The following is a 19,392-nucleotide window of genomic DNA, read 5'->3' on the forward strand; positions in this document are numbered from 1 at the left end:
AGTTACGCAGCATGCTCAGGGCGCACAAGCCGGCGGATTCTGGCGCAGGCGTAGGTTACGGCGCAAGGATTTGTGGGCTGTTTCGCGTAACGCTGAGTGTCTTTAAACACCTGTGATGCGGGATGTTTATTGCGCTCAAGTATCGAGGATTTGCCTGTAGGAATTGGGTGCTGCAGTTGGCGCATTCGCGAGCAAGCTCGCTCCCACAATGGATCTGCAGTGAACATCGAATTTGTGAGCCGCCGAGATCTACTGTGGGAGCGAGCCTGCTCGCGATGAGGCCCATGCATTCACCCCCGATGCATCTGCCGAAACTCCCCCGGCGGCATCCCGCGCCGACTCTTGAACGTGCGGTGAAACGAGCGGGGTTCGGTAAACCCCAGATACTGCGCAATGTCCTGAATCGGCAGCGTGCTATTGAGCAAATAATGCTCAGCCAGCTCCTGACGCAAATCATCGAGAATCTGCTGATACGACGTCCCCGCCTGATGCAACTGCCGCTGCAACGTCCGCACCGAAACGCTCAACTGTTCGGCGACCTGTTCCTTGCGCGGCAACCCCTCCTTGAGCAACTGCCGCAGGATGTTTTTCACCTGCTGCTCAAGCGACGCATCCTCCAGCGTCGCCATCAAGCCCAGCGCATGTTCTTCCAGCGTTCGCAGCAACTGCGCATCGGCCTGACGCAACGGCAGCTGCAAATACGCCAGCGGCACGACCAGCGCCGAATACGGCTGATCGAACAACACCGGGCAATCGAAAAACGCCTCGTATTGCGCAGGCGTCGCTTCGGCCGGGCACGAATGTTCCAGCCAGACACCGGCCGGCGACATCTGCGTGTCGGCGATCCAGCGCGCATAGTGCAGCCAGGAACCGAGGACGTTTTCCACCAGATGCCGACGAATGCGCGGGCGCTGATAGCGGCAGGTCCAGATCAGATGCACGTGACCGTCCTGCACCTCGGCACGGCTGACGCCCATGTCGCCGACCAGTTTCTCGAACGGCATGATCCGGCTCATCGCATCGCCCAACGTCGCGCAGTTCATGGTGATGTAACCGAGCACGCTCCACGAATTGGGCAGGACGAAATTCGCCGCGTTGAGCCCGAACAACGGATCGCCCGAGTGCTCGCAGAAATAATCCAGCAAGCGTTCATGCGCTTCACCGGGCAAACGCAGGGTGTTGTCGCTCAACTGCTGCGCCTGCAAACCCGCCGCCGCCAACGCCGGCTCGATGGCCATGCCCAGTTGTTCGGCGTGGCGCAGGTATTTGAGCAGGGGCGGAACCGAGGTGTAGCCGAGCGATTGCATGATCCCATTCCTTTGATCAACGGCAGCGGAGGCGGACGAAATAGCCTGAAAGGTAATTTGAAACCCCGACTAAAGTAAATGGCTGACGCTTGCGCGACGTTTGACTCAATTGGCTACACGAACTGGCCGGATGCGACCGTGACACTTGGCGGCCGCTGGCTAGTATGGAGGCCTGAAATATCACTGATCTGACGGTAAGAAGGACACACGCATGCGACGCTGGAACGGCTGGGGAGATGCAACCACGGTGGTCGAACTTCCGGCCCAGGGCGCGGAGTTTCTTCATGAGCGCCTGGGCGAGGGGCGCGCGCTGCCCGATGCGACGCTAGAGGCGGCGCTGGCGCGTGTGCCGAATTCGCGGTTGCAGGCGCACACTTTGTACAGCGTCGATGCCCATGATCGTTTGCTGCATGCGCGGGGCCAAAGTCTGCCGGACTGGCTGGCGTTGCGCGAAGGTGCGCTGGGCCATTATCCCGATGCGGTGGCCTTTCCCGAGACCGCTGAGCACATCCGCCAGTTGCTGGCACTCGCCCATGAACAAGACGTGTGCCTGATTCCTTATGGCGGCGGCACGTCGGTGGCCGGGCACATCAATCCGCCGCAGTCGTTGCGGCCGGTGGTGACGGTGTCGCTGGCGCGGATGAACCGCCTGATCGACCTCGATGAACAGAGCCTGCTGGCGACGTTCGGCCCCGGCGCGAGTGGGCCGCAGGTCGAAAGTCAGTTGCGTGCGAAAGGCTACACGCTGGGGCATTTTCCGCAGTCCTGGGAGCTGTCGACGCTGGGCGGTTGGGTCGCCAGCCGTTCCAGCGGTCAGCAGTCGCTGCGCTATGGCCGGATCGAGCAGTTATTCGCTGGCGGAACCCTGGAAACCTTCGCCGGGCCGCTGGAGATTCCAACCTTCCCGGCCTCTGCCGCCGGTCCTGATCTGCGCGAAGTGGTGCTCGGTTGCGAAGGCCGTTTCGGGATCATTTCCGAGGTTAAAGTGCGGGTCAGCGCGCTGCCCGCCGATGAGCGTTTCTACGGTGTATTTCTGCCCGACTGGCCGCAAGCGCTAAGGGCGATCCGCCAATTGGCTCAAGCGCGCGTACCGCTGTCGATGCTGCGCCTGTCCAACGCCGTGGAAACCGAAACGCAACTGGCGCTGGCCGGTCATCCGCAACAAATCGCCTGGCTGGAAAAGTATCTGAAACTGCGCGGCGCCGGTGCGGGCAAGTGCTTGCTGACCTTCGGCGTGACCGGCAATCGTCGACAAAACGCGCTGTCGCTGAAACAGGCGCGACAACACCTCAAGGCCTTCGGCGGCGTGTTCACCGGCACCTTGCTCGGCAAGAAATGGGCGCAGAACCGCTTCCGTTTCCCCTATCTGCGCGAGAACCTGTGGAACGCCGGTTACGTGGTCGACACGCTCGAAACCGCCACCGACTGGAGCAATGTCGACCACCTGCTCAACCTCGTTGAAAACAGCCTGCGCGAGGCCTTGGCCGCCGAAGGCGAGCGCGTGCACGTGTTCACCCACCTGTCCCACGTCTACGGCGAAGGTTCGAGCATCTACACCACCTACGTGTTTCGCCCAGCAGCGGATTACCCCGCGACGCTGGCACGCTGGAAGGCGCTGAAACACGCGGCCAGCCAGACCATCGTCGACAACCACGGCACCATCAGCCACCAGCACGGTGTCGGCAAGGATCACGCGCCGTACCTGCTGCGCGAGAAGGGCGCATTGGCGATGGACACCTTGCAGGCGCTGAGCAAACACTTCGATCCGGCCGGGCGCCTCAACCCCGGCACGCTGCTGCCGGAGTGACGGCCATGAGTCAGGACTGGAACGCCGCGTGGCGCCAGCAGATTCTGCCGACGCTGGCCGAGGAAAGCTGGGATCTGATCGTCATCGGCGGCGGTATCAGCGGCGCCGGCATCCTGCGTGAAGCGGCGCGTCGAGGTTGGCGCTGTCTGTTGCTGGAACAGCGCGATTTTGCCTGGGGCACGTCCAGTCGATCTTCGAAAATGGTTCATGGCGGTTTGCGTTATATCGCCAAAGGGCAATGGCGCCTGACCCGTGATTCGGTACGCGAACGTCAGCGCTTGCTCGACGAAGCGCCGGGGCTGGTCGAGCCGATGAGTTTCCTGATGCCGCACTATCGCGGCGGCTTTCCCGGGCCTCGTGTACTGGGCGGTTTGCTGAGCGTGTACGACGCCTTGGCGGGACGGCGCAGCCATCGCTTTCATGATGCACAACAACTGCGTTATCTGGCGCCGGGCGTGAGGGAAAACGACTTGCTCGGTGGCACCTGTTTTGTCGATGCGCTGACCGATGATGCGCGGCTGGTGATGCGTGTGTTGAGCGAGGCGCGGGCCGAGGGTGCGGTCGTGGTCAATGGCGTGCGCGTCGAACATCTGCTGCGGGAAAACGGCCGAGTGTGTGGCGTTCAGGTCGAGGATTGCGAATCCGGTTCGTCACTGCGATTGCGCTGCGACGTGCTCGCGGTGGCTACTGGCGCCTGGGCTGAACGCCTGCGCCCGGCAGAGGCGCCACGGCAATTGCGGCCGTTGCGCGGTAGTCATCTGTTACTGCCAGGTTGGCGTTTGCCGGTCGCACAGGCGTTCACTTTCATGCATGAGCGCGACCGGCGTCCGGTGTTCGTTTTCCCGTGGGAAGGCGCGACGGTGGTCGGCACCACGGACCTCGATCATCGCGAGGATCTGGATCAGAGCGCGAGCATCAGCGGCGAAGAACTCGACTATCTGCTGGCGGCTTGCACGCAACAGTTTCCCGGAGCGCAAGTGAACGCTTCGGACGTGCTGTCGACATGGTCGGGCGTACGTCCGGTAGTCGGCAGTGCGGCGGGCAATCATAAAGACAAACCGTCGAACGAAACCCGCGAGCATGTGCTGTGGCAGGAGCCCGGTTGCGTGACCCTGGCTGGCGGCAAACTGACCACGTTTCGCCCGCAAGCCATCGAAGTGCTTAAGGCCTGCGCGGCGATGCTCGAGCGTCCTTTCATTGACGACGCCGCGCCAGTGTTTGCCGCTGTGCCTGCGCTGGCGATCCCTGAATTGAGCAACCATCAGTGGCGACGCCTGGCCGGACGGCATGGCCGCGACCTGCCGAGGCTGGCGCAACTGATCAAAGAAGTCAGCCACGAAACGGTCGATGCTACGGACACGTTGTGGGCAGAACTGGCCTTCGCCTGCGAAGCGGAAATGGTCTTGCACCTCGACGATCTGCTCCTGCGCCGCACGCGTCTGGGCCTGCTGTTGCCGCGCGGTGGCGAAGCGTATTTCGCCGCCATCCGCCAACTCTGCCAGCCACGACTGGGCTGGAGCGACGAACACTGGCAGCAGGAAGAACAGCGTTATCGGGCGTTGTGGCAACGCCATCACGGTTTGCCGGATGCCACGCCTTGATGCCCCCAGAAGAGAGCTCCATGGATAACCACCCGAACAAGCGTTACCTGCTGGCCATCGACAACGGCACCCAGAGCGTGCGCGCGCTGCTCTTCGATTTGCAGGGCAATCTGCTCGGCAAAGGCAAGGTCGAGTTGCAGGCGTATTACTCGACGCAGCCGGGTTGGGCCGAGCAGGATCCTGAGTATTACTGGGCGAAACTCGGCGAGGCGTGTCAGCAGGTCTGGCAGCAAACGGGGATTGATCGCGCGCAGATTGCCGGCGTTTCCCTGACCACGCAGCGCGGCACGGTGATTAACGTCGATGCCGAGGGCAAGCCATTGCGCCCGGCGATTCTGTGGCTCGATCAACGCCAGAGCGAGGTCGAGGGCGGCATCAAAGGGCCGTGGGGCTGGCTGTTCAAACTGGTCGGCGCCCAGGCCACCGTGGATTATTTTCGTGCTCAGGCTGAGGCGAACTGGATCGCTCAGCATCAGCCGGAAGTCTGGGCGGCAACAGACAAGTTTTTGCTGCTGTCCGGTTTTCTCACCCATCGCCTGTGCGGGCGTTTTGTCGACTCTGTGGGTTGCTGCGTCGGCTACCTGCCGTTCGACTTCAAACGCCTGAAATGGGCTGCGCCGAGTGACTGGAAATGGCAGGCGCTGGCGGTGCGCCCCGAGCAATTGCCGACCCTGCACAAACCCGGTGAAACCCTCGGCCACATTAGCGCCGAGGCCGCTCGCCATACGGGTATTCCCGAAGGCTTGCCGCTGATCGCTGCCGGCGCCGACAAGGCTTGCGAAGTGGTCGGGTCCGGCGTGGTCGATGCGAGCACGGTGTGCCTGTCCTACGGCACCACGGCGACGATCACCAGCACCCGCTCGCGCTATCTGGAAATCGTCCCGTTGGTCCCGCCATATCCATCGGCGGTGCCGGATCAGTACAACTGCGAGGTAATGATTTATCGCGGTTACTGGATGGTCAGCTGGTTCAAGAACGAGTTCGGTTTGCGCGAGATGCAGCAGGCCAAAGAGCAGGGTATCGAGCCTGAGCAGTTGTTCGATGCACTGGTTGATGCGGTGCCGCCGGGCTCGATGGGCCTGATGCTGCAACCGTATTGGTCGCCGGGGATTCGTGAGCCGGGTGTCGAGGCGAAAGGCGCGATGATCGGCTTCGGTGATGTGCACACCCGTGCGCATATTTATCGGGCGATTCTTGAGGGACTGGCGTATGCGTTGCGTCAGGGCATGGAGAATATCGAGCGGCGTTCGAAGGTCTCGGTCAAGAGGTTGCGCGTGGCCGGTGGCGGCTCGCAGAGTGATGCGGCGATGCAGCTCACGGCGAACATTTTCGGCCTGCCGGCGGAGCGTCCGCATGTGTATGAGGCGTCCGGTCTGGGCGCGGCGATTTGTTGTGCGGTGGGGTTGGGGCTGCATGCGGATTTCCCTACGGCGATCGCTTCAATGACCAGAGTAGGGGCTGTCTTCACCCCACAACCCGATGCGCAAAAAATCTACGAGCAACTGTACAAAGAGGTCTACCTGCGCATGTATCGCCAACTCAAACCGCTGTATCAGAGCATCCGCAAAATCACCGGTTACCCCGCTTAGCTGACCACCAAAAATCCCTTGTAGGAGTGAGCCTGCTCGCGATAGCGGAGGGTCAGCCAGCATCTATTTGACTGACACACCGCTATCGCGAGCAGGCTCACTCCTACAGGGGACGGTGGTGTTTTTGATATCGGGTAATTGGCGCCATCGGAGACTTTTTCTGGTGAGATCGGACAGTGTCACCAGCGGGGTCGGTTGTTAGGCTCATCCCCCACGGCACCGCCAATAAGAACGAAAAGCAATGAAGCTGACCTTCCTCCTGTTGCTGCTTTGTGCAACCGCCCCGAGCGCCTGGGGCTGGTCGAACCATACGGTCGGCAGCTATCTGGCGTTGCAGGACCTGCCAGCGTTGCGCGACGCGCCAGCGGTTGCAGTCGAGCCACTGGAGCAGTTTCTCACCGAGCAATATCCGGCCGTGCTGGCGCTGTTGGAGCAACAGGAAAGCTTCGCCCGCGCGCACTTCACTCAGTACCCGCCACGACCTGACAACCTGAAATTGCCCGCAGTGCCGAGTGACAATTTACGCCACGACTTTCTCACTGCGCTGCGCATCAACCCCGAGATTCACTTGGCAATGGTCATCCAGCCATTACCCGGCAAAGACCTGCCCGAGCGCGAGCATCTGCAAGCTAACCAGGTCATGGTCGAGCAAACCCTGTCACCGTGGAATCGTCAGCGTTTCATCGTGGTCACCGATCATGAAAAAGTCGCAGCCCTGGCCGTGCTCGCCAGCGCTGCCGACGAGCCGGATTACGGCCACGACATCAACCTGTTCAGCGACAACCCTGGCGATGTCGGCGCGCTCTATGGCTTCGGCCCGCAACCGTTCGGCGATGCTCGTTTCCAGTACAGCTCACAGGCGCCGTTCCACATGGGCTTCTTCCATGAAAGCGCGGTGGTGTATGCCGCTGCCGGTTTCCTCGAGCGCAGCTGGCCGGACTGGCGCGCGTATCAATACCTGGGCTTGGCGCGACTGGCGTTTGCCAGCGGTCATCGGTATTGGGGGTATCGCTTTCTCGGCTGGGGCCTGCACCACATTCAGGACCTGACCCAGCCGTATCACGCCAAGCCATTGCCGGGCGTCGACCTCGCCAGTCTTCTGCTGCTGGAAGGCAAGGCGCTGGCCGGTTTCGCCGCCGACAAACAAGCCTCCATCGAGCGCGTCGCCACACGGCACATGGAAGTCGAGAAATATCAGTCGACCTGGCTGCGCCGCGTGTTGCGTGCCGGTCAGCCGCATCCGATGCTCGCGGCTTACGCCGATGTGGCTCAGGACAAAAGCTACCCGCCGTACTCGGTCGACTACCTGCGCGAAGTGGTCAGCGCCGAAGCCGTCAACGACTCCGCAGCCTTCGACGAGGCCATCGGCCAGTGGCTTGCAACGGCGCCGGTCAGCAGTGATTTCAGCAGCGGCAACCAGCTGCATCGCGAAGACTTCGACCACCCGGCACTCAACCAGCAGCTATTGAAGTTGCTGGGGCATTTCGGCGCTCACAGCCGGATTTATGTCAGCGCGGGATTGGCGCCGTAACGCAGCAACGCACACCACAACAATAAAAACAGGGAAGGAGGAACACATGATCAACACTCGATTGCGCCTGACGGGCGCCGCGCTCCCCGGTGTCGGCCTGGCAGGGCTGCTGCAGTTGTGCGCAGTCGATGCGGCGCACGCGGTGGAATTCAGCCTGATGGACAAGCAGGTCACCGGCTCCCTCGACACGACCTTGTCTTACGGCCGTTTGTGGCGGGTGCAGGGCCGCGACAAGACTAACGATGACGTCAACACCAACGACGGCAATCGCAACTTCGATACCGGGCTGGTTTCCGAGGTGCACAAGATCACCTCCGAGCTTGAAGCCAACTATCAGAACTACGGCGTGTTCGTGCGCGGCACCGCGTTCTACGACACGCAACTGATGGACAAGCGCAACGACTACTACGACAACAACAGCCCCTCGCAACCGAGCCAGAGCTACCCGCAGGACAACCATTTCACCAGCCAGACCCGCGACATCGCCGGCAGCCGCATCGAGATGCTCGACGCCTATGTGCACGGCAGCTGGGACGTCGCGCAGATGCCGGTAACCGCGCGCGTCGGTCGGCAGGTGTTCAACTGGGGTGAGGGGATTTTCTATCGCGGCGGGATCAACACCACCAACCCGGTGGACGCCGCCAAGTACCGCTTGCCCGGCGCCGAAGTCAAGGAAGTGCTGGTGCCGGTGGAGGCACTGAGTTTCAACATCGGCCTGACCGATTCGCTGACCATGGAGAGTTTCTACCAGACCAACTGGAAGGAAACCCGCATCGATCCGGTCGGCACCTTCTACTCGCAGACCGACCTGTTCGCCGACGGTGGCAACACCGGTTACAACAACTTCAGCGGCACAGCGCTCGACACGCCGGTTCCGGGGTTCGGCAACGTCATCGGTTTGTACAGCGCGCTGGGCAACAACCCGTTGCTCAACTCCGCCCTGCAAAGCACCGGGCTGTACGCCAATGGCGTGACACCGGCCTACGGCAACACACTGAAAGTGGCGAGCGTCGGCAAGGACTACAACGCACGCAATGATGGCCAGTTTGGTTTTGCCTTTCGCTATATCGCCGAACAGCTCAACAGCACCGAGTTCGGTTTGTACATGGTCAACTACCACGCCAAGGAGCCGACCATCGCGGCGGACCTGGGCGGCTACAAAGGCATCGACATGGACGCGCTGACCAACCTGTTGTCCGGTGTCGCCGGCAGTCAGGCCGGGGCGCTGGCCAATGGGTTGGCGACGGCCGACGTGATGGGCAATATCCAGGCGCATCGGCGTTATGCCGAAGACATCCGCATGTACGGCTTCAGCTTCAACACCACACTGGGCGAGGCGTCGGTGTTTGGTGAAATTGCTTATCGGCCGAATCTGCCGATCGGCGTTGCGGCGACCAACGATTTGATTGGCGACCTGGCCAACGGTGCTGCGGCGGCAGTGACGGGCAAGTCGATCAACGTCGGCGGGCAGATGGTCACCCTCGACAGCCAGATCAATAACGCCGAGCGTGTGGAAGCGTTCAATACTTCGCTGGGGACCATCTACAACTTCGGCCCGACGGCTTCGTTCGACTCGCTGTTCGGCATCTTCGAGCTGGCCTCCGAACACCTGCGCGGCAGCAGCCTGCAATACACCGCGTATGACGGCAGCCGTCGCTACTACGCCGGCACCGGTAACTATTCCTATGTCTCCGGCGGTGATCGCGACGATCAGGTCAACCGCAATTCCTACAGCTACACGGCGATGCTCAACGGCACCTGGAACGACGTGTACGCCGGGGTCAACGTCTCGCCCTACATCGTTTACAAGGACGATTTCGAGGGCAACAGCTATCAGGCCGGCAACACCATCGAAGGTCGCAAGGCCTACACGTTGGGGATAAAAGCCAATTACCAGAACAAGCTTGAAGCCGAGTTGCAGTACACCGAGTTCTACGGCGGCGGGCAGAACAACGGCATCCGCGACCGCGATAACGTCGGGTTCAACCTCAAGTATTTCCTTTAAAGGCTACACACAGCCCCTGTGGGAGCGAGCTTGCTCGCGAAGAGGCCGGCACATTCAACATCAATGTCGACTGAGCCACCGCTTTCGCGAGCAAGCTCGCTCCCACAGGTTTCGCATTCTGGAGAAAGTCATGATTCACACTTCAAGACTGACAAAAACATCGCTAGCGCTGTTTCTGACCCTGGCTGCTAGCACCGCTCTGGCCGCCATCACCCCACAACAAGCCGAACAACTGAAAACCACCCTGACCCCCATGGGCGCCGAGCGTGCCGGCAACGCCGCCGGCACCATTCCCGCCTGGACCGGCGGCATCACCCAAGCCCCGGCCGGCTACAAACCCGGCCAGCACCACCCCGATCCCTACGCGGCGGACAAACCGCTGTTCACCATCACCAAAGCCAATCTCGACCAATACAAAACCCACCTCAGCCCCGGTCAGATCGCCCTGTTCAACAGCTACCCCGACACCTTTCAGATGCCGATCTACCCATCCCGCCGCTCCGGCTCAGCGCCGCAATGGCTGTACGACAACACCCTCAAGAATGCGACCTCGGCCAAATTGCTCGAAGGCGGCAGCGGCTTCTCCGATGCTTACGGCGGCGTGCCATTCCCGGTGCCCAAGGATGGCGTTGAAGTGCTGTGGAACCACATCACCCGCTATCGCGGCATCTACGTCGTGCGCCGCGCGTCCGAAGCGCCGGTCCAGCGCAACGGCAGTTTCGCGCTGGTGACCTCACAGCAGGAAGCGCTGTTCAACTACTACCGCCCGAACGGCCAGTTCGCCGACCTGAAAAACATCCTGTTCTACTACCTCGCCTTCGTGAAAAGCCCGGCGCGACTGGCCGGTGGCGCCGCCCTCGTGCACGAAACCCTCGACCAACTCAAAGACGCACGCCAAGCCTGGATCTACGACGCCGGCCAACGTCGCGTGCGCCGCGCACCGAACCTCGCCTACGACACGCCGATCGCATCCTCCGATGGCCTGCGCACTGCCGACGACACCGACCTGTTCAACGGCTCGCCGGATCGCTACGACTGGAAGCTCAAGGGCAAACAGGAAATCTACATCCCCTACAACAACTACAAAGTCGCCAGCCCCGACGTGAAATACGCGCAACTGCTCACCCCCGGCCACCTCAACCCGCAATACACCCGCTACGAACTGCACCGCGTGTGGGTGGTGGAAGGCAACCTGAAACCGGGCTCGCGGCATATCTATTCCAAACGCGTGCTGTTCCTCGATGAAGACAGCTGGGGCGCGGCACTGGTTGATCAGTACGATGGACGAGGCGAGTTGTGGCGCGTATCGATGGCCTACCTGAAAAACTTCTACGACCTGCCGACGACGTGGAGTGCGCTGGATGTTTTCCACGATTTGCAGGCGCGTCGTTACTACGTGCAGAACCTTGATAACGAAGAAGCGGAGACAGTCGATTTTGCGCAGCCGGTGCCGGAGGATGCGTACTTTATGCCGTCGGCGTTGCGGCAGCGTGGGACGCGGTAAGTGATTGCGCTGGCTGTTCTTGGGCGGATGGATGTTAGTCTCGATCAATGATTTTTAGTTGATAGCAGGAGTCATCATGGCCAGCATCACAATTCGAAATATTGATGGTCCGCTCATGGATCAGTTACGGATTAACGCGGCCCAGAACGGAAATTCCATCGAGGAGGAAGCTCGCATGATTCTGGGGCGAGCATTGATTAGAAGGGATAGCGCTGGAGGCTTGGGTAGCCGGATTCGCCAGCGCTTTTCCTCGGTCGGAGGGATCGACCTTGCTTTGCCTTCACGGCAGGAAAAAGCCAGGGTTATGGATTTTCCAGATTGCTGATGCTCGAAATGCGCACGCGCTGAAGAATACTTTCATGTAGGAGTAGGAACTGCCGAAGGCTGCGATCTTTTGATCTGGCTTCTGATTTGTTCAAAAGCGAAGATCAAAAGATCGCAGCCTGCGGCAGCTCCTACATTAGGCGGAGTTTTTTTCGGGACATCGGGGTGATGGGGCGGACGCAATCGCGAGCAGGCTCACTCCTACAGGGGATTGGTGTAGTTCACATAGTCTGTGATCAACACCATTTCTTGTAGGCCTTCGCCTGCTCGCGATGCGGTTGTAGCTTCAGCGCTGAATCAGGATCAAACGCGGAAGTGGCTGACCATTTGCTGCAATTGACCACCCAGGCGCGCCAGTTCAACACTCGACGCCGCCGTCTCATCACTCGCCGCTGCGGTCTGTTCGGACACGTCGCGCACGTTGATGATGCTGCGGCTGATCTCTTCAGCCACGGCGCTCTGCTGTTCGGCAGCAGCAGCGATCTGCTGGTTCATCGACTGGATGTTCGACACCGTACGGGTGATGTTTTCCAGCGATGCGCCAGCCTTGCGCGTCAGCGCCACGCTGCTGTCGGTCAGCGCACGGCTGTTGCTCATCACGGCCGAGACTTGCTGGGTGCCGTTCTGCAGACCGGCGACCAGGCCTTCGATTTCTTCGGTGGATTTCTGCGTACGCTGGGCCAGACCACGAACTTCATCGGCGACCACGGCAAAACCACGACCGGCTTCACCGGCACGCGCGGCTTCGATCGCGGCGTTGAGGGCGAGCAGGTTGGTCTGTTCAGCAACAGCCTTGATCACGTCCATGACGCTGCCGATCTTGTCGCTTTCCTGTTGCAGCACGCTCATCGCTTCGGTCGAACGCACCACTTCGCTGGCCAGACGCTCGATCTGCGCGATGGCTTCGTTTACGACTTTGTTTTTAGAGCTTGTTGTCAATGAAAAGAAATGAGCTTGACGTGTAAAGGATAGGATTAAGACGTCGGTCTGATGGTTGGAAAGTTCATGTATAGACGAGATGCAGAAACCAGTGGGTGTTAGTTGATGCTGAATAGATAGTTTTGTGTTTCATAAAGCGGTACTTCACTTGTGAGTAACAGTCTGGATAATCATATAACTAGCTTGTTCGTTCCATTATCGGCCTGCCATGATCAGCTAAAAGACGCGGGGGAATTTCAAAGGCACGTGAAACTTGTTGATGAACTCTGCGCATATGCAGACCGCGAGGACCATACGGCGGCACTTCTTGCACAGGTGACGTAGCGGATCTATTAATACGAGACTGAAACTGTTTTATTCGTGCTAATCCTCATACCACTCCAGCATAACGGTTAGATTGAATTCGTCTAAAAGCCTGGTATTTCTTACAGGTGTAAAAATTTTTCGGGATTGTTATGTTCGGCGTGCGAGTGGAAATAACATATGCAAGCCAAGAGGTGCGAGCCATGAGTGTGAGAATTTATATAGGTGGCCTTTCGTTTAATATTACGGACGATTCGCTGAGAGACGCATTCAATAATTATGGCGAGATTGTAGACGCGACTATAATTAGGGAAAGAGAAACAGGGCTGTCTCGTGGGTTTGGTTTTGTGACTTTTTCAGACGACGTCTCTGCCCAAAGTGCTATTGATGATCTAGATGGAAGTGAGTACGAGGGTCGTACCATAACAATCAGTCGTAGCAGATAAGGACATAAAAACGAAGCACTAGATGTTCTGAACTACAAAGCCTTTGTTGTCAAAGGCTTTGTAGTAGATGGTATTCAGGTGATGAAATCAAACCCGGAAGTGGCTGACCATCTGCTGCAATTGACCACCCAGGCGCGCCAGTTCAACACTCGACGCGGCGGTCTCATCACTCGCTGCGGCGGTCTGTTCCGACACGTCGCGCACGTTGATGATGCTGCGGCTGATCTCTTCAGCCACGGCGCTCTGCTGTTCGGCAGCAGCAGCGATCTGCTGGTTCATCGACTGGATGTTTGACACCGTACGGGTGATGTTTTCCAGCGATGCGCCAGCCTTGCGGGTCAGGGCGACGCTGCTGTCGGTCAGGGCGCGGCTGTTGCTCATCACGGCGGAGACTTGCTGGGTGCCGTTCTGCAAACCGGCGACCAGGCCTTCGATTTCCTCGGTGGATTTCTGCGTACGCTGCGCCAGGCCACGCACTTCATCGGCGACCACGGCGAAACCACGACCGGCTTCACCGGCACGCGCGGCTTCGATCGCAGCGTTGAGGGCGAGCAGGTTGGTCTGTTCAGCAACAGCCTTGATCACGTCCATGACGCTGCCGATCTTGTCGCTTTCCTGTTGCAGCACGCTCATGGCTTCGGTCGAACGCACCACTTCGCTGGCCAGACGTTCGATCTGCGCGATGGCTTCGTTGACGACTTTGTCGCCTTCACGGGCTTCGCCGTCAGCGGCGGCAGCCGCTTGCGAGGCTTCTTCGGCGTTGCGCGCGACTTCCTGCACGGTGGCAGTCATCTCGTGCATCGCGGTGGCAACCTGATCGGTTTCGACTTTCTGGCTGTTCACGCCGGCGCTGGTCTGCTCGGTCACGGCCGAGAGCTCTTCAGCAGCGCTGGCGATCTGGGTGACGCCGTCGCGGATGCCGCTGATCAAGTCACGCAGGGTCACGCCCATGCGCGCGATGCCTTGTTGCAGCACGCCGAGTTCGTCGCGGCGGGTGACGGTGACGTTCTGGGTCAGGTCGCCGCTGGCAATGCGCTCGACCACGGCGAGGGTTTCTTGCAGCGGACGGGTGATCTGACGGGTGATGATCACCGCAGCAATCACGCCAACCAACAGCGCCAGCAGGGTGCTGATCAACTGGAAGGTACGTGCCTGAGCGCTTTCGACATCGCGGCGGTCGAGTTGAATCTGGTACAGCTGCTCGCTGGTGTTGACGATCGCGGTGCCTTGATCGGTCATTTCCTTACGGGCCTGCACGGCGTCGGTGTTGGCGTTTTTGTACGCCATCAATGCGCTGCGATAGTTGACCAGTGCGGTTTCCAGTTGACGCAGGGCGTCTTGCTGAGAGTCGGCGAAATGCACGTTCAGTTGCTTGAGGCTGGCGATTGCGACATCCAGTTGGCCGACGGCTTTCTGCTCGGTTTCGGCGTTGGTGGTGGCGGTGTAGCCGCGCACTTCGTAGCGCGCGAGGATGAACGCTTCCTTGGCGGCGGTGATCGCCTGGAACTGTTCGAAACGCTGCTCGCTCATGTCCATCTGCTGCACGCGTTTGCTGATCGACTCGATCTGGTTGTACGCGGTCTCGGCACTCACGCTCATGCTGTCGCGCGCGCTGTTGCCGGTGCGGTAAGCGTTGCGCATTTTGTTCAGCGAGGTCTGGTATTCAGCGATGGTCGCTGCCTGCTCCTTGAGCAGCTTGACGTTTTCCGGGCTCTTGAAGCTGTTGATCAGCTTCTGTTGTTGCGCAGCAAAACTTTCAAGGGTGGTCTGCACGTTCTGTGCGGCGGTTTCATCGCCATTGGTCAGCATGTATTGCAGGCGCACCACGCGCAGTTTGGTCAAGCCGGCATTGAGCTGGGTGATGTCGCTCATCCAGTTGCTGCGGTCGATCAGGCCACCGAGGCTGGTCCAGCCTGTCAGGGCCAGTACGCAGGTCAGGGCCAGCACCAGGCCGAAGCCCAGGCCCAGTTTCATGTTCACGCTGATGTTGCCGAACCAGCTATTCATCAAAAATCCTCCAGAAACGTTGGGTTTCTTGTCGTCGGTTAGGCTGGAAGATTGTTGTTTTTTTGAGCCAGCAAGGGTGTTAGCAGGTTTGTATCGGCCGCATTTCCCAGAGCTGAAAGGATTTTGTCCTACGGAGTTTGTAACAACGGATCCCAAGACTTTTTTCACATGGGTTTCACTGGTTGCCCACGCGCGCCTCTGTACCTTCGCCGCATCGAATAAACCCGAGATGCACAGTGGCGAGGCGGTTTTTGTGGAATTGAGACTGAGTCTGTTCGGCGTCAAACGCTCGATCGATTTGAGCTTTTTGGCGCGTTTTCGCAACACTTGGGTGGTGTTGGCGGCATCAGTGTTGGTGATCCCGCTGACTCTGTGGTTGCTGGCGCCGGCGGCGGTGCCAGACCTGGCCCACGGCAATGTCGCCGGTGCGCAGGCGTTGGCGGCAGGTTGGGCCAAGGGCGAGATGATCGTGCTGGTGCGTCATGTCGAGCGTTGCGATCACTCCAAAGCCGCGTGCCTGAGTGGCAATGACGGCATCACCGATCGCTCGCGCAGTGTCGCGGTGGCGGTCGGTGCAAGGTTCGAACAACTGGGCCTGAACAACGCCGACATCTACAACAGCCCGTCGATGCGCACGGTGCAGACGGCCGGCTACATGTTCAATCATGCCGCCAGCGGTGACGATTGGTTGATCAACTGCCGGGGGCGCATGTTGCAGGATGCGCTGGCCCACAAGATCCCTGGGCGCAATCTGATTCTGGTGACCCACAGCGAGTGCATGGCGCAAATCGAGAAAGACCTCAAAGTTTCGGCCTCGGACATGGGTTACGGCTCGTCATTGTTTGTTTCTGCTGCCAGCCCGGCGGCTCCCAAGATGCTCGGCTTTATTGAAGCCTCCGACTGGCGCACGGTGAATACCCGATGAAATCCCGCTTCTACGCTTACAACTTTGGTATTCCGCTCGCTTGTGCGGCGCTGGTGTTCCTGATGTTCGACATGACCAACATCGACATCGCCTTCAGCAACCTGCTGTTCGATCCGCTGACCCAGAGCTTCCCGCTCGACAAAATCCACTTCTTTGAAAAGCTCACGCACAAATGGGCGCGGATCATTCCCAACTGGACGGCGGAAATCGCCCTGATCGGCGCGCTGCTATCGGTGGTCTGGCCATTGGTCAATCCGCACAAACGTCCGCGACTCGGCGCAATGCTGGAGCGCAGCAAAGTCGCGCCAGTGCTGCGATTTGCCGCTGATCATCGTAGGGATTTTCTGTTTGTGGTGGTCGCATTTGCCGTTTGCACCGGGGTGATTCACTTCCTCAAGTCCCACACCAGCGTTTACTGCCCGATCGAGACCACGCTGTACGGCGGGAAAATGGCCCACATCGAGTGGTACAGCAACTTTCAACTGTTCCATGAAGCCGGCAGTGGCCGTTGCTGGCCGGGTGGCCATGCGTCGGGCGGCTTCACCATGCTGGCGCTGTATTTCGTGGCGAGACGTTATCAATGGCGTTTTTCCAGTGCCATCTTGTGGGGCTCACTGTTGCTGGGATTGGTTTATGGCACTACTCGCGTCCTGCAAGGCTGGCACTACATGTCCCACACCTTCTGGGCCGGAATCTTCGTCTGGCTGGCGTGTTTGCTGACGGCGCTGGCTTTCTACGGGCGGGCACGGCTGGATGTGCCGGTGCTGGGCAAGCGTGAGCAGAAAGCTTTCAGTGCTCAGCCAGAGGTCTCTCTCTGAACCCGTTCAGATGAAGTGAAAGAACCGCCATCACGGCGGTTTTTTTATGGGGTTGCGCGGGCTTCAATAGCCGACGAAGTAATACGCCTGGCGCCCGACCATCATGGTTTTGAGCACTTTCAGTGGCGGCGCGGGCTCACTGTCACCAGCCATCACCACGACATGCGAGGGCGAGGCCGTGAGGAAATCTCGCAACTGCGCTTCGGTATCCAGCCCTTTGAGCACTTGCTGGGTATAGAAGACCGTCGCGCCACCGACCCGCTCGTTGGCCTGAAACAGTGCGACTTGATGCCCGGCGGTTTGCAGCGTCTGAATCTCTGCACTCAACGGCAGGAACGAAAGCTTTTTGTCGGCATGAGGCAACGCCCACTGCGCGGCGGCGAGGTAACTGCCGATCACCAGCGTGAGCACACCGACTGCCAGTGTCTGACGCTGCCTGGCGATTCGGCCTACGAATCCATTACCGGATTCATACTGCTTCAAGCGCTCGAACAGCACGGCTGCATACTCCGCTGCGATCACCGCGGCGGCCGGTGTCATCGACATCAGGTACACCGTGCGTTTGCTCGACGCCAACGTCAGCATGATGAACTGCGCCACGATCCATAGGCTGAAAAACAGCAGGTAACGGTTGGCCTTCAGTTGTTTGCGGAAATGCCAGAGCCCCAGGTACACCAGAATATTCCACGGCAGAAAGGCTTCCGGCAGTTTGGCGAGGTAGTAGTAGAACGGTTCGTAGTGCCCGGCCTCGACGAACGAACCGCTGAAGCGCCCGACGCTGTTGGTCAGCAGCACCTCTTTGACGGCCTGCGCGCCGCCGTGCTGGAAGAGGATGACGAGCCAGATCAGCAGCGGAATCAAACCGAGCAGGGTCAGGAAACCCGGTCGCAGCCAGTCCGCGAGTTTCAGGCGCTTGTCCATCAGGTTGTCAGCCAGCAGATAAGCAAAAATCACCACTCCCGGCATCGCCAGCCCCAGCACACCTTTGCTCAACGTGGCGATGGCGATCCCGACGACAAACAGCAGCGAGTTGCCCAGAGTCGAGGCCCGCTGCGCCTGATAAAAAGCCAGCAGCGCCGTGGTCACGCCGAGGGCGAGTAATGCATCCTCGCCGACGCCGCGCACATTGCTCCAATAACTGGCCATGGTCGCGAGCAGAATGCCTGCGGTCCAGGCAATCATTTTCGGCCGCTCGAAACGCCGCAACATGCCGTACAGCAGCATCACGCTGAGCAACCCGGCAACGGCCGACGCCAGCCGCACGGCCCACGGTGAAACACCGAACACACGCATGGCGCCAGCATCCAGCCACAGGCTCAGCGGTGGTTTTTCCAGAAACGGTTCGCCGAACAAACGAGGTGTCACCCAGTCGTCGTCCAGGTGCATCTCCATAGCGATGCCGGCGACGCGGGCCTCGGTGGAACCTTGCAATTGATGGTTGCCCAGCGCGAAGAAAAACAGCAGGGCGGCAAGCAGAAACAGCGAAGTGACGGCACGCGACATAGGGTTCAGGCAACCGAAAGGGGCGGGAGGCCTGAGCATACGTCGGCAATCCTTAACAAATTGTGAAACTCACGCCAAAGGTTTCGACCAGCGCTTTTCCGGTGTCTCGAACCTTGAATTGACCCGCGCCGTCAGCACGTGATCCTGCCAGCGCCCGGCAATATTCAGATACGCCTTGGCGTAACCCTCACGTTCGAAGCCCAGGCGCTCCAGCAAGCGTGCACTGCGTTCGTTGCCGGGAATGTAGTTGGCCATGATCCGGTGCAGGTTCTGGGTATCGAACATGTAAGCGATGCCAGCCTCCAGCGCTTCCTGCATCAAACCTTGACCCTGTTGGGCCTCGTCGATGTGATAACCCAGATAACACGCCTGAAAGGCACCACGAATGATGCCGCTGAAGTTGCAGGCGCCGATCATCTGCTGGCCGTCCGGGGTCAGCAGCGCGAAATGCATGGCCAGCCCGGCCTCGAATGCGCTGGCCTGCACGTCAAGGCGTCGGCGAATTTGCTCGGTGGAAAAATATTCAGTGGTGCGGATGGGCGACCATGGCGCCAGGTGGCGCAGGTTGCGTCGGTAGAACTCGCTTTCAAGCTCGGCCTGCTCCGGTGCAAGTATCGCGAGCGTCAGGCGTTGGCAGGGCAGGGTCAACAGCGGCATCGGGCGCTCCGGAATGGGGGATCTTCCGGCAGAGTCGCGCAATCCGCCGGGTTACGGCAAGTCGTTGCGACGCAGGGGCTTTGTTTCAGGCAAAAAAAAGCCCGCAGGAGCGCGGGCGAACCGTAG

15 protein-coding genes and 1 pseudogene are annotated in these 19,392 nt (G+C 59.8%); 10 read left to right on the plus strand and 6 right to left on the minus strand.

Annotation, left to right across the window (positions count from 1 at the left end; translation table 11 throughout):
• Positions 1 to 290 precede the first annotated feature (290 nt).
• A complete protein-coding gene (gene gliR / locus AB4O01_RS24105) occupies positions 291 to 1,307 on the minus strand; it encodes an AraC family transcriptional regulator GliR (protein WP_460089821.1) in 1,017 nt (338 codons plus the stop codon).
• 211 nt (positions 1,308 to 1,518) lie between these two features.
• Here gliR and AB4O01_RS24110 point away from each other — a divergent pair, with 211 nt between their 5' ends.
• From AB4O01_RS24110 to AB4O01_RS24140, 7 genes are all read left to right on the plus strand, one after another.
• A complete protein-coding gene (locus tag AB4O01_RS24110) occupies positions 1,519 to 3,114 on the plus strand; it encodes an FAD-binding oxidoreductase (protein ID WP_460089822.1) in 1,596 nt (531 codons plus the stop codon).
• Between the two features lie 5 nt (positions 3,115 to 3,119).
• Positions 3,120 to 4,715, plus strand: a complete 1,596-nt coding sequence (locus tag AB4O01_RS24115) for a glycerol-3-phosphate dehydrogenase/oxidase (protein ID WP_460089823.1) — start codon at positions 3,120 to 3,122, stop codon at positions 4,713 to 4,715.
• 20 nt (positions 4,716 to 4,735) lie between these two features.
• On the plus strand, positions 4,736 to 6,304 hold the full coding sequence (locus tag AB4O01_RS24120) for an FGGY-family carbohydrate kinase (RefSeq protein ID WP_460089824.1): 1,569 nt from the start codon (positions 4,736 to 4,738) through the stop codon (positions 6,302 to 6,304).
• Between the two features lie 241 nt (positions 6,305 to 6,545).
• On the plus strand, positions 6,546 to 7,835 hold the full coding sequence (locus AB4O01_RS24125) for a phospholipase (RefSeq protein WP_460089825.1): 1,290 nt from the start codon (positions 6,546 to 6,548) through the stop codon (positions 7,833 to 7,835).
• 46 nt (positions 7,836 to 7,881) lie between these two features.
• On the plus strand, positions 7,882 to 9,840 hold the full coding sequence (locus AB4O01_RS24130) for a DUF1302 domain-containing protein (RefSeq protein WP_460089826.1): 1,959 nt from the start codon (positions 7,882 to 7,884) through the stop codon (positions 9,838 to 9,840).
• Positions 9,841 to 9,970: 130 nt separating this feature from the next.
• The gene (locus tag AB4O01_RS24135) at positions 9,971 to 11,344 is read left to right on the plus strand and encodes a DUF1329 domain-containing protein (protein WP_460089827.1); all 1,374 of its coding nucleotides are present in this window, start codon (positions 9,971 to 9,973) and stop codon (positions 11,342 to 11,344) included.
• A gap of 76 nt (positions 11,345 to 11,420) precedes the next feature.
• The gene (locus AB4O01_RS24140) at positions 11,421 to 11,669 is read left to right on the plus strand and encodes a FitA-like ribbon-helix-helix domain-containing protein (protein ID WP_093435583.1); all 249 of its coding nucleotides are present in this window, start codon (positions 11,421 to 11,423) and stop codon (positions 11,667 to 11,669) included.
• Positions 11,670 to 11,971: 302 nt separating this feature from the next.
• On the opposite strand, the gene AB4O01_RS24145 is transcribed toward AB4O01_RS24140, so the two are convergent.
• Complete coding sequence (locus AB4O01_RS24145; protein WP_460092311.1) at positions 11,972 to 12,538, minus strand: methyl-accepting chemotaxis protein; 567 nt, start codon at positions 12,536 to 12,538, stop codon at positions 11,972 to 11,974.
• Between the two features lie 575 nt (positions 12,539 to 13,113).
• On the opposite strand from AB4O01_RS24145, the gene AB4O01_RS24150 reads away from it, so the two are divergent.
• On the plus strand, positions 13,114 to 13,356 hold the full coding sequence (locus AB4O01_RS24150) for an RNA recognition motif domain-containing protein (protein ID WP_460089828.1): 243 nt from the start codon (positions 13,114 to 13,116) through the stop codon (positions 13,354 to 13,356).
• 87 nt (positions 13,357 to 13,443) lie between these two features.
• Here AB4O01_RS24150 and AB4O01_RS24155 read toward each other — a convergent pair whose 3' ends face one another.
• Positions 13,444 to 14,307, minus strand: a complete 864-nt coding sequence (locus tag AB4O01_RS24155) for a methyl-accepting chemotaxis protein (protein WP_371748303.1) — start codon at positions 14,305 to 14,307, stop codon at positions 13,444 to 13,446.
• 42 nt (positions 14,308 to 14,349) lie between these two features.
• A pseudogene (locus AB4O01_RS24160) lies at positions 14,350 to 15,363 on the minus strand (methyl-accepting chemotaxis protein); the annotation flags it as partial.
• A 253-nt stretch (positions 15,364 to 15,616) separates the two neighbouring features.
• On the opposite strand from AB4O01_RS24160, the gene pmrG reads away from it, so the two are divergent.
• Together pmrG and AB4O01_RS24170 are read left to right on the plus strand one after the other, a co-directional pair.
• Positions 15,617 to 16,288 carry a lipopolysaccharide core heptose(II)-phosphate phosphatase PmrG gene (gene pmrG, locus AB4O01_RS24165; RefSeq protein WP_257356977.1) on the plus strand — a complete coding sequence of 224 codons (672 nt, stop codon included), beginning with the start codon at positions 15,617 to 15,619 and terminating at the stop codon, positions 16,286 to 16,288.
• A complete protein-coding gene (locus AB4O01_RS24170) occupies positions 16,285 to 17,106 on the plus strand; it encodes a phosphatase PAP2 family protein (protein ID WP_460089829.1) in 822 nt (273 codons plus the stop codon). The genes pmrG and AB4O01_RS24170 overlap by 4 nt, the downstream gene beginning before the upstream one ends.
• Positions 17,107 to 17,169: 63 nt before the next feature.
• Here the strand turns inward: AB4O01_RS24170 and AB4O01_RS24175 are convergent, their stop codons facing one another.
• Together AB4O01_RS24175 and rimJ are read right to left on the minus strand one after the other, a co-directional pair.
• The gene (locus AB4O01_RS24175; protein ID WP_460089830.1) at positions 17,170 to 18,648 is read right to left on the minus strand and encodes an ArnT family glycosyltransferase; all 1,479 of its coding nucleotides are present in this window, start codon (positions 18,646 to 18,648) and stop codon (positions 17,170 to 17,172) included.
• A 30-nt stretch (positions 18,649 to 18,678) separates the two neighbouring features.
• The gene (rimJ, locus tag AB4O01_RS24180) at positions 18,679 to 19,266 is read right to left on the minus strand and encodes a ribosomal protein S5-alanine N-acetyltransferase (RefSeq protein ID WP_099757950.1); all 588 of its coding nucleotides are present in this window, start codon (positions 19,264 to 19,266) and stop codon (positions 18,679 to 18,681) included.
• Positions 19,267 to 19,392 lie beyond the last annotated feature (126 nt).

Source organism: Pseudomonas sp. S2_E02 (assembly GCF_054668355.1).